A 12,998-nucleotide genomic window follows, 5' to 3' on the forward strand; every position below is an offset into this window, starting at 1 on the left:
AGGGGCCCCGCTCACCGGACCTCAGGCGGACGTGGCGGGCGAGGAGGCCGGCGAGGCCGTGTCGGTTCGGGGCCTCCGGCCGTCGTCCGCCGTGCTCGGGGCCGGCGGCTCGCCGTCGCGTTCCTCGGGGAGCTTCAGCAGCAGTGTGAGGACGAGAGCGACCAGGTAGAGCGCGAGGAAGATCAGGGTGACTCCACCCGCGCCGACGAGGGGGAGGAAGAGGCTGGCGATGGCCGGGCCGACGAAGGCCGCGCCGCCCGCGCCCAGGTTGAGCAGGGCCATCGAGCCGCCCTTGTTCTCCGGCGCCATCGACGGGATGAGGGCCGAGATGGGGACGAATCCCGCGAGGGTCGCGCCGTAGAACATGCCCGCGAGCACCGCGACCCAGTAGTAGTCCGGGCCGAGCCAGGTCGGTACGAAGTACAGCGTCGTGACGCTGATCGCACAGCCCAGCGCGCCGAAGCCCGCGATGGTCGTGCGCCAGCCGATGCGGTCGGAGAGGACGCCGAAGATGAGGTTGAAGAAGATGTTCGTGCCGTAGATGATCGCCAGCAGCTGGAGCCACTTGTCCTCGCCGAAGCCGACGTCGTCGGAGAACATCCGCGGCAGGTACACCAGCATGCCGAACTCCGGGGCCGTGTTGATGATCCGGACCAGGCAGCCCACCAGCACGCGCGGATGGGTCCAGATGATCGAGACGGAGTTGAGCAGGCTCTCGCCGGTGGTGACCTCGGGGGGTGCCATCCGGTCGCCGCCGGGCCGCTTCCGGGCGCCGACCAGGGCGATGGCGCCGCCGATGAGGATGAGGACGAGTGCCGACCACAGCGTGCCCAGGCGGCCGAACGAGGGGATCGTCAGGCTCGACCACAGCGAGCCCAGGGTGGGCAGGCCGCCGGTGAAGGCGAAGTAGAACCAGCCCACCGCGGTGCCCAGCCGGGCCTTCGGCGCCGTGTTGGTGATCCATACGAGGAAGCCGAACGCGAAGAGCGGATAGCCGAAGCCCCGGATGCCGTAGAAGATCAGCATCATCGGGTAGTTCTCCGTGCCCAGCGCGAAGAGCAGATACGCGGCGTCGAACACGGCCCAGATCGCCAGGCCCGTCCACATCACCCGGCGCGGCCCCCACACCTGGCAGAGCGCGCCGGAGAACCACGACGCCAGCATGACGGCGATGCCGTAGACCGTGATGACGTACCCGGCCCGTACGTCCGTCGCCGCGCCGTGATCGGCCATGTACGGAGCGATGAAGCCGGATTCGACACCGTCACCGATCATGAACAGGAGTACGCCCAGATAGCCCAGGACCAAGGGTTTCGGCATCGCTTCCTCCACTCTGCGGGGATGACGGAGTACGACCGCAGATACTCAAGCGAGCCGAGAGAAATATCAAGGGGTCTGGTAAGAATAACGAAATCGGATGGTAACTACTCGGTCTCGACGACTCTCACATCCGTCAGCTCCCGCATCTCCCGCAGCAGCTCCTCGTCCACCGGGCCGGTCAGCAGGACGTGGTCGAAGGAGTCCACGCTCTCCAGCCGGTGCAGCGCCCGACGGCCCACCTTGCTGTGGTCCATGAGCAGCACGCTCGTCGCGCCCGCCTGCCGGGTCGCCCGCTTGATGCTGACGATCTCCTGCTCCTGGTGGAAGGTCATGCCCGCGGTGATCCCGGAGGTGGAGAGCACGCTCAGATCGACCGAGATGCCGCTGATCATGTCCAGCGCCGGCAGGCCGATCCATGAGTCATGGGTGCGCGAGTACTCGCCGCCCACGCAGATCAGCCGGATGCCCTCGGCGCTCCTCAGCTCCTCCGTGATCAGGCGGTAGTTGGTCACCACGGTCAGCGGTCCCACCTCGGGCAACAGCCGCGCCAGGGCCAGCGCCGAGGTCGAGTCGTCCAGCATCACCGACGTACCCGGGGCCACGAACCGCAGGGCGGCGCGGGCCAGCGCCCGCTTCTCGTCGGTGTGCGCGTGCAGCCGGAAGTCCGAACTGGACTCGAAGACCATCGAGGGCTGCGCGGAGACGCCGCCGTGGTACTTGCGCAGGATGCCGCGGTCGGCCAGCTCGGCGACGTCCCGGTGGACCGTCATCAGGCTGACGCCGGTCAGCTCGACCAGTTCGGACACGGTGGCGTCCCCCTGGGCGAGAACGTGGTCGACGATCAGTTGCTGCCGCTGCTGCCGCTGCTGCCGCTGCTGCCGCGCACCGCGCGACGACGGGGGAGTAGTCATGCCCTCCATCCTGCCGCGTTTATTTCTCACATAGAACCAGTGACAACTCACGCCATGACTGTTAATTTCACTGTGGCGGACACCGCCGGGTGCCACCGCCCCGCGGACACCGCCGGGCGCGCGGACATCCCCGTGCCCCGCCAGCCAGACATCATCAGCCGGGAGATCAGGGGTACGCATGGCCGACGCAGTGGTCTTCGACATGGACGGCGTGCTCGTGGAGAGCGAGCACCTGTGGGAGGAGCTGTGGGCCGCCTACGCCGCCGCACGCGGCCGCACATGGGGCCCGGCGCAGACGCGCGACGTCCAGGGGATGAGCGCCCCCGAGTGGGCCGCCTACCTCACCCGGTTCTGCGGGGCGGGTGACTCCGCCACCAGCACCGAGCGGGCCGTCGTGGACGGCATGGTCCAGGCCCTGGCCGACGGCCGCATCGACCTGCTGCCCGGAGCCCGCGAGATGATCAGCGCCGCCGCCGAGCTCGCCCCCGTGGCGCTCGCCTCCTCCGCGCCGCGCCGGGTCATCGACGCCGTCCTCGTCCACCACGGCGTCGACCACCACTTCAAGGCGACCGTCTCCAGTGCCGAGGTGGAGCGGGGGAAGCCGAGCCCGGACGTCTATCTGGCCGCCGCGCGCGCCCTCGGCGTGGCCCCGGAGCGCTGTCTTGCGGTGGAGGACTCCAGCAACGGGCTGCGCGCCGCCGCGGCCGCCGGGATGACCGTCGTGGCCATCCCGAATCCGCAGTACCCACCCGCCGAGGACGCCCTCGCGGCCGCCGCATACCGTTCTGCGGACCACCATGCCGTACGTGACTTCCTGCTCAGCAGGCTCGACCCCCGAGGGGAGTGACCGGACATGACCACGGTCCTGGTATCCGGCGACGACTTCATCGCCCCCGAGCTCTTCTCCGCCGCCCTGAGCGAGCGCCTGCCCTCCGCCGGGCTGACCTTCCGCACCCTGCGCACCCGCTGGCCGAACGAACCCTTCGGGCCGGTGGGGGCCGACGGGCAGGGGAACGGCGGGGTCAAGGAGGCCAGCGGCACCGAGGAGCAGGTGCTGGAGGCGCTCGGCGACGCGAGTGTCGCCCTCACCCAGATGGCGCCCTTCACCGCCCGTGTCATCCGCGAGTCACCCGGTCTGAGGTTCATCGGCGTGGCCCGCGGCGGCCCGGTCAACGTGGACCTGGCCGCCGCCACCGCCGCCGGGATCCCCGTCACCTTCACACCGGGCCGCAACGCCGCCGCGGCCGCCGAATTCGCCGTCGGCCTGATCCTCGCCGCCATGCGCCGCATCACCCACGCCGACGCGGCCCTCAAGGAGGGCATCTGGCGCGGCGACTACTACGCCTACGAGAACGCGGGTCTCGAGCTCGACGGCGCCACCGTCGGCCTCGTCGGCTACGGGGCCATCGGCTCGATCGTGGCCCGGGTGCTGCGCGCCTTCGGCGCACACGTCCTCGTCTCCGACCCGTACGCGGACCCGGCCCGGGCACACGCCGACGGCGTCGAGCTCACCGCCCTGGAGGACCTGCTGCGGCGCAGCTCCGTGGTGAGCCTGCACGCCCGGGTCACCCCCGAGACGCGGCATCTGCTCAACGCCGACAACCTCGCGCTGCTGCCCGAGGGCGCCGTCCTCGTCAACTCCGCCCGCGGTGAGCTGCTCGACTACGCGCCGCTGCCCGGCCTGCTGGAGTCCGGCCGGCTCGGCGCGCTCGCCCTCGACGTCTACGACATCGAGCCGCCCCCGGCCGACTGGCCGCTGCACAAGGCCCCGGGCGTCATCACCACCCCCCACCTGGCGGGCGCCACCCGGCAGACCGCCGACCGGGCCGCCCTGATCACCGCCGGCGAGGCCGCCCGCTTCCTGCGCGGCGAGCCGCTGCGGCACGTGGCCAACCCGGAGGTGCTGACCGGGAGCCGGCCATGATCGTCGGAGTGGACATCGGCACCTCGGTCACCAAGGCCCAGCTGATCTCCCGCGACGGCCGGACCACCCCCGCGCACGAGGCCCGCAGCACCGTCTACACCCTGCCCGGACACCGCGTCGAGCAGGACCTGGACGACGTCGTGGGCACCGTGGAGACCGTCATACGGGCGGCGCTCGCCGACGCCGCGCAGCTGGGCGACGAACCGGCCGAAGCCCTCGCCCTCACCGGGCAGGGCGACGGCCTGTGGCTGCGCGACGCCAAGGGCGCCCCGGTCGGCCGCGCGCTGTCCTGGATGGACGGCCGGGCCGCCGACCGGCTCGACCGGTGGACCGCCGACGGCACCCTGCACGCCCTGCACCGGCGCACCGGCGTCGGCCTCTTCCCCGGCTCCGCGGCGCCCCTGCTGGCGCACCTGGCCGAGCACGAGCCGGAGCGGCTGGAGGCGGCCGAGGTCGCCGGGTACTGCGTGGACGCCGTGGTGCAACGGCTGACCGGCGCCGTGACCGTCGACGTCTCCGACGCCTCGCAGCCGTTCCTCGACGTGGCCACCCGCCGTTACGACGAGACCGCGCTGGAGCTGTGCGGGCTGTCCGCACACCGCCGGCTGCTGCCGGACCCGGCGCCGCCCGGCACCCTGCACCGGCTGCTGCCCGACGCCGCCCGGCGGCTGGGCCTGCCCGCGGGGCTGCCGGTCTCCGCCGGCCCGTTCGACATCCCCGCCTGCGCCTTCGGCTCGGGGGTCGCCGAACCGGGCGAGGGCAACCTCATCATCGGCACCACCCTCGCCGCCCAGGTCCTGGACACCGAGCCGCGCCCGGCCCTCGCCGAGGACCCGGCCGGGATGGTGCTGGCCACCCCGTACGAGGGCCGGTTCCTGCGGGTCATGCCCGCCATGATCGGCACCGCGGGCCTGGACTGGCTGCTGAAGCTGCTCGATGTGAAGATCGAGGCGCTGGACGCGCTGCTCGTCCAGTCCCCGCCCGGCGCCGCGGGCGTCACCGCGCTGCCGTTCCTGTCCACCAGCGGTGAGCGCGCGCCCTTCGTCGACCCGCGGGCGCGTGGCCGGTTCGACGGGCTCTCCCCGCTGGCCGGCCGCGCCGACCTGGTACGGGCGCTGTGCGAGGCCGTCGCCTACTCGGCCCGGCACTGCATGGAAACCCTCGGCGTCACCCGCACCGTCACCGCCTGCGGCGGTGGCGCGCGCTCCGGGGAGTGGGCGCGCGTCTTCGCCGGTGTCCTCGGCGGCGACCTGGAGGTCTGCGACGACGCCGTGGGCATCCGCGGCGCGGCCCACGTCGCCTGGCGCTCCCTGGGCACGCCGGTGGACCCCGGCGCCTGGCGCGCCCGCCTCCGTACCGTCACCGCCGAGCGCGGGCTGATCGACCACTACGCCGAGGGCTACGCCGCCTACCGCCAGGCCCTCGACACCGCACGCGAAGGCTGGAGCACACGATGACCAGGCTCTTCAACGACCCCGCCCGGTTCACCGACGACATGATCACCGGCTTCGCCGCCGCCCACCCCGGGCACGTACGGGCCGTGCCCGGCGGTGTGGTGCGCGCCCGCCCCGCCCGCGCGGGCAAGGTGGCCGTGCTCACCGGCGGCGGCTCCGGCCACTACCCCGCCTTCTGCGGTGTCGTCGGCCCCGGATTCGCCGACGGCTCGGTCATCGGCGATGTCTTCACCTCTCCGTCGGCCGCCCGCGCCCGCTCGGTCGCCGAGGCGGCGGAGGCGGGCGGCGGTGTCCTCTTCCTCTTCGGCAACTACGCCGGGGACGTGATGAACTTCGGGCTCGCGGCACGGCAGTTGGAGGGCGACGGGATCCCCGCCCGCTGTCTCGCCGTCACCGATGACATCGCCTCCGCCCCCGCCGACCAGACGGCGCGACGGCGTGGCATCGCGGGTGGCTTCGTCGTCTTCAAGACCGCGTCGGCGGCGGCCGAGGAAGGCGCCCCGCTGGACGAGGTCGTCCGCGTCGCCGAGCACACCAACGCCCGTACCCGCACGCTCGGCGTGGCCTTCGACGGCTGCACCCTGCCGGGCGCCGAAGCGCCCCTGTTCACCGTTCCGCAAGGCCGTTTGGGCCTCGGTCTCGGCATCCACGGCGAACCGGGGGTCAGCGAGGACACCCTGGGCACCGCGGAGGACCTGGCCCGCGCCCTGGTGACGGGGCTGCTCGCGGACCGGCCCGCCGACGCGGGCGACGACGGGCGGGTCGCGGTCGTCCTCAACGGACTCGGCGCCACGAAGTACGAGGAGCTGTACGTGCTGTGGGGCGCCGTGGCCCGCCAACTGGACGAGGCGGGGCTCACGCCCGTACGCCCCGAGGTCGGCGAACTCGTCACCAGTCTCGACATGGCCGGCTGCTCGCTGACCCTGAGCTGGCTGGACGAGGAGCTGGAGCGGCTGTGGCTCGCCCCGGCCGACACCCCGGCCTTCCGCCGTACGCCACCGCCGGAACCCCCGGTGGACGACGCCGCCGCACGGCCCGCCGCCTCCCGCCGCCCGGAGCGGGCCGCCGCCAGGGCGTCCGGCGCCGCGGCCGAGGTCGCGGAGCTGGCCGTGCACGCACTGCGCGCCGCCCGCGACGTACTGCACCGGGACGCGGAGGAGCTGGGCCGGCTGGACGCGGTGGCGGGTGACGGCGATCACGGCCGTGGCATGTGCAAGGGCGTCGACGCGGCGCTGGCGGCCGCCGAGAAGGCGCACACCGACCGGCTCGCCCCCGCGGCGGTGCTGGCCGCCGCCGGTGACGCCTGGGCGGCGGAGGCCGGGGGCACCTCGGGGGCGCTGTGGGGGGTGGGGCTGCGCGCCGTCGGCGCGGCGCTGCCCGCCGACCGGGCGCCGGGGCGCGAGGAGTTGGCGTCCGCCGCCGCGGACGCGCTCACCGCGGTCACCTCGCTCGGCGGGGCCGAAGTGGGCGACAAGACCCTGGTCGACGCCCTCGCGCCGTTCGCCACCGCCTTCGCGACGGGGCTGCGGAGCGGAGCCCCGGTGTCCGAGGCGTACGCCTCCGCCGTGTCCGAAGCCCGTACGGCCGCCGAGAACACCGCCGGGCTGCGCCCCCGCCTGGGCCGCGCCCGCCCCCTCGCCGACCGCAGCGTGGGCACCCCCGACCCCGGAGCCACCTCACTCACCGCGGTGCTGACCGCGGTGGCCACTCTCCGCGCGACGACAGGAAGCGAGTCCGTATGACCACCGCACACGCCTTCCGGATCGTCGTCGGCTGCGACGACGCCGGTTACGACTACAAGGAAGTCCTCAAGCGGGATCTGCTGGCCGACCCCCGGGTCGCCGAGGTCATCGACGTCGGCGTGGGCAGCGACGAACACACCGCCTATCCCCATGTCGCGGTGGAAGCGGCCCGCCGCGTGGCCGAAGGCGCCGCCGACCGCGCCCTGTTGGTGTGCGGCACCGGCCTCGGCGTGGCCATCAGCGCCAACAAGGTCCCCGGCATCCGCGCGGTCACCGCCCACGACAGCTACTCCGTGCGCCGCTCGGTCCTCAGCAACAACGCCCAGGTGCTCTGCTTCGGCCAGCGCGTCATCGGCCTGGAACTCGCCCGCGCCCTCACCGACGACTGGCTCGCCCAGCGCTTCGACGAGACCTCCCCGTCGGCGGAGAAGGTCGCCGCCATCCGGAGCTACGAGGGCTGACTTCGCGGTCAGCACGCAGCGCTACTTTCCGCGGAAGATCCGCGCGCTCGGGGTGAGCAATGCCTCCGCCGTGGAGATCGCGAACGACTACTTCCGCGAGAGGCGGGACGTCCCCGCGGCGACGAGGGACCCAGTGCCAGGAGGCCACGGGGGCGCCACTGGTTTCATCAGCGCCAGCCGGGTGGCCGGCGGGCGCCGGGTGGACGGGACGGGGCAGTGGGTCAGCCGGCCAGGTGCTTGCCGAAGAAGGCGGTGAGCTTGTCGACGGCGGGGGTGACGTATTCGTCCCTGTCGTACAGGTCGATGTGGCTGGCGCCGTCGATGATGACCAGCTCCTTGGGCTCGGCCGCCTTCTCGATCGCCTCCCTGCTGAAGTAGGCGGTCTCCGCCTCCGAACCGGCGATCATCAGCAGGGGGCGGGGCGAGATGAGCCGGATCATCGCGTACGAGTCGTACTGGGCGATCAGGTCGATGGAGCGCAGCACCCATCCCTGGTTCGCGCGGGGGTGGTAGCCGCGCGGGGTGCGGTAGAACTCGTACGTCTCCCGGAACTGCCGGGTGGCGGTCTCCAGCAGTTCCTCCGCGTTGTCGGGAATCCACGCCTCCAGCCGAGGGGCCTCGCCGTGTGCTTCCGCGGTGCGCAGGGCGCCGGCCTGGTCGAGCATGGCCTGGAGGACCGCCGGGTCCTGGGTGCGGCCCAGTCCCTCGCGGAAGACCGACCCGAGGTCTGCGGCGCTGATCGTGGCGACGCTCTTGATGCGGTGGTCGGTCTGCGCGGCGTAGGGAACGTAACCGCCGGACGCGCAGATGCCCAGAGCCCCGATACGGTCCGGGTCGATGTCGTCACGGGTGGTCAGGTAGGTCACGGCGGACTTGATGTCCTCGGCTCGCTGGAAGGGGTTCTCCAGACCTCGCGGCTCGCCCTCGCTCTCGCCCTGGTAGGCGGCGTCGAAGACGAGCGCGGCGAAACCGGCGCCGGCCAGCCGCTCGGCGTAGATGCTCGGGCTCTGCTCCTTCACGCCGCCTCCCGGGTGGGAGATGACCACGGCCGGCAACCGGCCGCCGGTGTGGCCATCGGGGGTGAAGAGGATCCCGGCGATGGCGAGATGGTTGCTGGGGAAGGTGACGATGGCCTTCATGGTTCCGTGGCTCCTTGGGTGGGGTGAGTGGGGCGGGCCGTCCGCCGGCCACGTCACGGACGCTCGCACGCGGTACACGGGCGGGTAAGGGGCGTCTTCTGTCCCCGGACAACGCTGTCCTGGGACAGGCCAGGCCCCCTGTCACGGGCCTCGTTGTTTGTCAGACTTGTGGCCATGAGCAGCAGCAACGCGCACCACAGCGAACTGGGCGCCTTCCTCAAGGCGCGGCGCAGGGAGCTGAGCCCGACCCAGGTCGGGCTGCCCGATTCGGCGGGCAGGCGCAGGGTCAAGGGGCTGCGCCGGGAGGAAGTGGCCTTGCTGGCGTCGATCAGCCCCGACTACTACACGCGTCTGGAGCAGGGCCGCCGCCAGGCTTCCGAACCGGTGCTGGACACCCTCGCGCGCGTTCTCCGGCTCGACGACGGCGAGCGTGCCTACCTGTTCGAACTGTCCGGCCGGGACGCCGCCCGGCCCCGTCGGCGCACCACGCAGAAGGTCCACCCACAGCTGCGGCGACTGCTGGACGACCTCGCCACCACGCCGGCCGTCGTCCTGGGCCGGCGCACGGACATCCTCGCCTGGAATCCCATGGCCGCCGCCCTGTTCACCGATTTCGCACGCATCCCGGTGGAGAAGCGCAACTTCGTACGGCTGGTCTTCCGCGAACCGGCCATCAGGGCGCTGTACCCGGACTGGGACTGGGTGGCCCAGACCAGCCTGGCGCAGCTGCGCATGGAGGCCGCCCGGGACCCGAACGATCCACGGCTGGCCAAACTGGTGGGCGAGCTATCGCTTCAGGACCCCGACTTCCGCCGCTGGTGGGGCGCCCATCGCGTCGCCGTCCAGGGCACGGGCACGAAGGTCCTGCACCATCCGGTCGTCGGCGAGCTCACCCTCGACTGGTCCTTCCTCACCTGCACCGACGACCCCGACCAGCGGCTCATCACGCTGACCGCCGAGCCCGGCACACCCAGCCACGACCGGCTGCGCATCCTCGCTTCATGGGCGGCGCGATCGGCCGACCACCCGGTGGCGGATGGCTGACGCACGGTTCTGAAGCGAATGGGTTCCGCCGGTGGTGGTGCGGTCAGATCACGCGGAAGAGGTCGGCGGCCGCGTGGACGTCGGTGAGGTCCTCGATGGAGCGGAGGTTGTCGCACAGGGCCTCCAGGACCGAGCCGGTCCCGGCGGCGCTCGGGGCGCCGATGGCCACGCCGAAGACCCGGAACCCCAACCGGTGCTTGGCGTCGTGCCAGCCGCGCATCCACTCCTCGGTGACACCGCATTCGTCGTCGGTGATCATCACGATGTCGCCACGTGTGCGGGCGGCGTCGTTGAACTCCTCCTCCAGCAGTCCGGCGGCCGCCGTCAGCGGCGCCTGGTAGCTGGTGCCGCCGCCGAGGAAGGTCTCCGCGAAGTCGAGGATCCGGCCGATACCGGCGGGCTGCGGCCCGTCGGCGGGGAAGCGGAAGACCTGGAGCTTGTCGGCGGCCGAGAACAGGATGCCGACGAAGTCACGCCCCGCGTGGCGGGCCTGGTCCAGCAGGGCCAGGGCGCACGCCTTGGACCACGCCTCCCGGGTGACGCCGCCGGGCCCCGCCGCGTACATGGAGTGTGAGGTGTCCACGCACGCGATGATGGCGCCCCGGCCGGTGGTCTGCTCTCCCTGGGCGTCGTAGAGCATGAGCTCCCCGGCGGCGTAGCGTGCGGCGAACACCGCGCGCAGCTCGGGCAGGCCGAGGCCCGCCAGCTCGGAGGGGATGACCCGGGAGAGGTCGTCGCCGAGCGTCACGCCGACCAGCTCCCCGGTGGCGTTCTCCACCTTGCGGGCGCGCTCACCGTCGGCCATCCGCCGGAAGCGGCCGATCAGTTCGGCCCACTGGGCGAGGCGGCCGGTGCGCAGCCGCTCGGCCAGCCGGGCGCGCCGGTCGAACGGCATCCGCTCCAGCTCGCCGGGGGCCACGCCCCAGGCCCGCATCAGCGTGGCCTCCTCCCGTACGGCCTCGGCGGCCTTGCCCGCCGCGTTCCGCGCGGCGGCGCGGATGCCGGGGGCCGCCGCCGCGAGGGCCTGTGCGGCGTCCCGGGCGGCCCGCCGCGCAGCGGCCTCGGCGGCCTCCGCGGCGTCCACCGCCCGTTGTACGGCGTCGGCGGCCGGGGCCGGTACGGTGCCGTCCTCGTCGGCCCCGTCCGCGGCCCGCCGCAGCGCCTCGTCCACCGTGGCCGCCGCGTCGTCGGCGTCCCGCTGGGCCCTGTTCGCCCGCTCGGTTCGCCCCTGGGCCGCCCGGGAGCGCTCCAGCAGCCCGCGCACCGTGGCGGCCTGGGCGAGCAGGGCCATGGCGGCGGCGTACGGGTCACCGGCCGTCTCCCGGCGCAGTTCGGCGAAGTCAGGTGACTCCACCAGTGCGGTGATGACCTGGTGGTTGACCAGCCGGGAGGGGGCCATCTCGGCGCGCTCGCGCAACCGCGGCCTGACCTTGTAGGCGGCCAGGAACACGTCGATCAGGAGATCGGTGGCGTGGTCGTGGCGCTCGTTCAGCTCCTCGGCCACCTCGCGCAGTCCGGCCGACTGCTCGTACGTGTCGCGCCACGTGATCCGGTCGAACCGGTCCGCGACCACGGCCGCGGTGTGCCGTACGGGAGTGGCGGCGGACCGGCCCAGCCACGTTCCGGCCCGGCTCACCAGTGCGTCGAGCGCGGGCTCGTCGCGCTTGCTCACAGCTGGGCCCGCACCATGCTCGCGTCCACTCCTAGCGCCTCGGTGAGCACGCGGGCGCGGACGGCGCGCTGGCGGCCGGTGACCCGGTCGATGGCGGCGGTGGAGCGGCCGGCGCGCGCCGCGTCCTCGCGCAGCTTCTCCAGCCGCTTCCCCGCCATGGCGAGCTTGTTGTGGGCGTGTCTGATGACCCACTCGCTTAGCGCCTCGCGGGACTGCCCGGCCATGGCGTCGAGCTGGGCCTCCAACTCCTCGATGGCGTCGGCCAGGTCGAGCGCCTCCTTGGCGTCGGGGTTGACCAGGTGCAGCACCTCGCGCTCGACGGTCGGGCGTTCGGCGGGGGAGTCCCACAGCACATGGGTCAGCACCGACAGGTCGGTCTCGGCGACCGCCGGGCGGCCGTCGAGGTACGCGGACGCCTGGAGCAGGCCCACCGCCTGCCGCCAGCGGCGGTCGGAGGCGATGAGCTCCTTGCGGCGCAGGGCGGCCCGCAGCGTGCACACCGCGTCCACGATGCCGTCGGGGACGTCCACGGCCGGGACGGCCTCGGCCACGGCGTGCCGCAACGCGGCCAGCTCGACCGTGGTCCGTGGCGGTGCCGCCGGGCGGCCGACGGCGGAGCGGACCAGCGCGGCGAAGTTCGAGGGGTCCTCCAGGTAGCCGACCTCGATGCGCACCAGCAGCCGGTCGTAGATCGCGGCCGTGTCCTCTCCGCCGGGCAGCTCGTTGCTCGCCGTGATGGCTCCGATCAGGGGGCAGCGGATCGGCTCGCCGCCGTTCTCGGGGTGGTAGATCCGCTCGTTGAGGTAGCCCAGCGTCTCGTTGAGCGCCGCCGTGGAGCACTTGAAGATCTCGTCGATGAACGCGATGTGCGCGGTCGTGGCGCGGCCGTCGTAGACCTGGCGGTACTCGCCCCGGGCCAGCGCCGCCACGTCGATGGGGCCGAACATCCGCGTGGGCGCGGTGAACTTCGACAGCAGGATCTCCCAGTACGCCGCGCCCTCGACCCTGCCCGTGAGCTCCCGGGCCAGCTCGGACTTCGCCGTCCCGGGCGGGCCGAGCACCAGGGAGTGCTGCCCGGCCAGAAGCGTCACCACCAGCGTTCGCACCACGTCGGCCCGCTCGTAGAAGCGGTCCGACAGCTCGTCGGTGATGGCCCGCAGCCTCTTGGCGGTGTCCTGCGCGTCCGGGGTGTCGTGTGCGTCCATGTCCGACATTCAACTCCCGCCCGCGACGCCACACGACACCGCCACGTCCGACACCGCCACGTCCGACGACGGCGTCTTCAAGGAGCTGGGCGCCGTGATTCAGCGGTGGGTCGGCACACGCTGAGC

General features: G+C 72.9%; 12 protein-coding genes. 7 read left to right on the plus strand and 5 right to left on the minus strand.

Annotation, left to right across the window (positions count from 1 at the left end; all coding sequences use genetic code 11):
• Nucleotides 1-21: 21 nt before the first annotated feature.
• Together IEJ02_RS12955 and IEJ02_RS12960 are read right to left on the minus strand one after the other, a co-directional pair.
• Nucleotides 22-1,320 (minus strand): MFS transporter, encoded by a 1,299-nt coding sequence (locus IEJ02_RS12955; RefSeq protein WP_191064973.1) that lies wholly within the window; start codon nucleotides 1,318-1,320, stop codon nucleotides 22-24.
• A 104-nt stretch (nucleotides 1,321-1,424) separates the two neighbouring features.
• Nucleotides 1,425-2,231 carry a DeoR/GlpR family DNA-binding transcription regulator gene (locus IEJ02_RS12960; protein ID WP_191064974.1) on the minus strand — a complete coding sequence of 269 codons (807 nt, stop codon included), beginning with the start codon at nucleotides 2,229-2,231 and terminating at the stop codon, nucleotides 1,425-1,427.
• A gap of 178 nt (nucleotides 2,232-2,409) precedes the next feature.
• On the opposite strand from IEJ02_RS12960, the gene IEJ02_RS12965 reads away from it, so the two are divergent.
• The 5 genes from IEJ02_RS12965 to IEJ02_RS12985 are packed head-to-tail and all read left to right on the plus strand — an operon-like array spanning nucleotide 2,410 to nucleotide 7,812.
• Nucleotides 2,410-3,078 (plus strand): HAD family hydrolase, encoded by a 669-nt coding sequence (locus IEJ02_RS12965; protein WP_191064975.1) that lies wholly within the window; start codon nucleotides 2,410-2,412, stop codon nucleotides 3,076-3,078.
• 6 nt (nucleotides 3,079-3,084) lie between these two features.
• Entirely contained in the window at nucleotides 3,085-4,155 is a 1,071-nt protein-coding gene (locus tag IEJ02_RS12970) for a 2-hydroxyacid dehydrogenase (protein ID WP_191064976.1), read from the plus strand.
• Nucleotides 4,152-5,612, plus strand: a complete 1,461-nt coding sequence (locus tag IEJ02_RS12975) for an FGGY-family carbohydrate kinase (protein ID WP_191064977.1) — start codon at nucleotides 4,152-4,154, stop codon at nucleotides 5,610-5,612. Before IEJ02_RS12970 ends, IEJ02_RS12975 begins: the two co-directional genes overlap by 4 nt.
• Nucleotides 5,609-7,351 carry a dihydroxyacetone kinase family protein gene (locus IEJ02_RS12980; protein ID WP_191064978.1) on the plus strand — a complete coding sequence of 581 codons (1,743 nt, stop codon included), beginning with the start codon at nucleotides 5,609-5,611 and terminating at the stop codon, nucleotides 7,349-7,351. The genes IEJ02_RS12975 and IEJ02_RS12980 overlap by 4 nt, the downstream gene beginning before the upstream one ends.
• Nucleotides 7,348-7,812, plus strand: a complete 465-nt coding sequence (locus tag IEJ02_RS12985) for a ribose-5-phosphate isomerase (protein WP_191064979.1) — start codon at nucleotides 7,348-7,350, stop codon at nucleotides 7,810-7,812. Before IEJ02_RS12980 ends, IEJ02_RS12985 begins: the two co-directional genes overlap by 4 nt.
• A gap of 221 nt (nucleotides 7,813-8,033) precedes the next feature.
• On the opposite strand, the gene IEJ02_RS12990 is transcribed toward IEJ02_RS12985, so the two are convergent.
• Nucleotides 8,034-8,951, minus strand: a complete 918-nt coding sequence (locus tag IEJ02_RS12990) for an alpha/beta hydrolase (RefSeq protein WP_191064980.1) — start codon at nucleotides 8,949-8,951, stop codon at nucleotides 8,034-8,036.
• Nucleotides 8,952-9,125: 174 nt separating this feature from the next.
• On the opposite strand from IEJ02_RS12990, the gene IEJ02_RS12995 reads away from it, so the two are divergent.
• A complete protein-coding gene (locus tag IEJ02_RS12995; protein WP_191064981.1) occupies nucleotides 9,126-9,995 on the plus strand; it encodes a helix-turn-helix domain-containing protein in 870 nt (289 codons plus the stop codon).
• A 43-nt stretch (nucleotides 9,996-10,038) separates the two neighbouring features.
• Here the strand turns inward: IEJ02_RS12995 and IEJ02_RS13000 are convergent, their stop codons facing one another.
• Both IEJ02_RS13000 and IEJ02_RS13005 read right to left on the minus strand, forming a co-directional pair.
• The gene (locus IEJ02_RS13000; protein WP_191064982.1) at nucleotides 10,039-11,667 is read right to left on the minus strand and encodes a vWA domain-containing protein; all 1,629 of its coding nucleotides are present in this window, start codon (nucleotides 11,665-11,667) and stop codon (nucleotides 10,039-10,041) included.
• On the minus strand, nucleotides 11,664-12,872 hold the full coding sequence (locus IEJ02_RS13005) for an AAA family ATPase (protein WP_191064983.1): 1,209 nt from the start codon (nucleotides 12,870-12,872) through the stop codon (nucleotides 11,664-11,666). Before IEJ02_RS13005 ends, IEJ02_RS13000 begins: the two co-directional genes overlap by 4 nt.
• Between IEJ02_RS13005 and IEJ02_RS49855 the strand changes: the two genes are divergently transcribed.
• Nucleotides 12,871-12,996 carry a hypothetical protein gene (locus IEJ02_RS49855; protein WP_263407939.1) on the plus strand — a complete coding sequence of 42 codons (126 nt, stop codon included), beginning with the start codon at nucleotides 12,871-12,873 and terminating at the stop codon, nucleotides 12,994-12,996. The genes IEJ02_RS13005 and IEJ02_RS49855 overlap by 2 nt on opposite strands.
• Nucleotides 12,997-12,998: the final 2 nt, after the last annotated feature.

Origin of the sequence: Streptomyces sp. 5-10 (assembly GCF_014712245.1) — a bacterium.
GTDB classification, from domain to species: Bacteria; Actinomycetota; Actinomycetes; order Streptomycetales; family Streptomycetaceae; genus Streptomyces; species Streptomyces violaceusniger.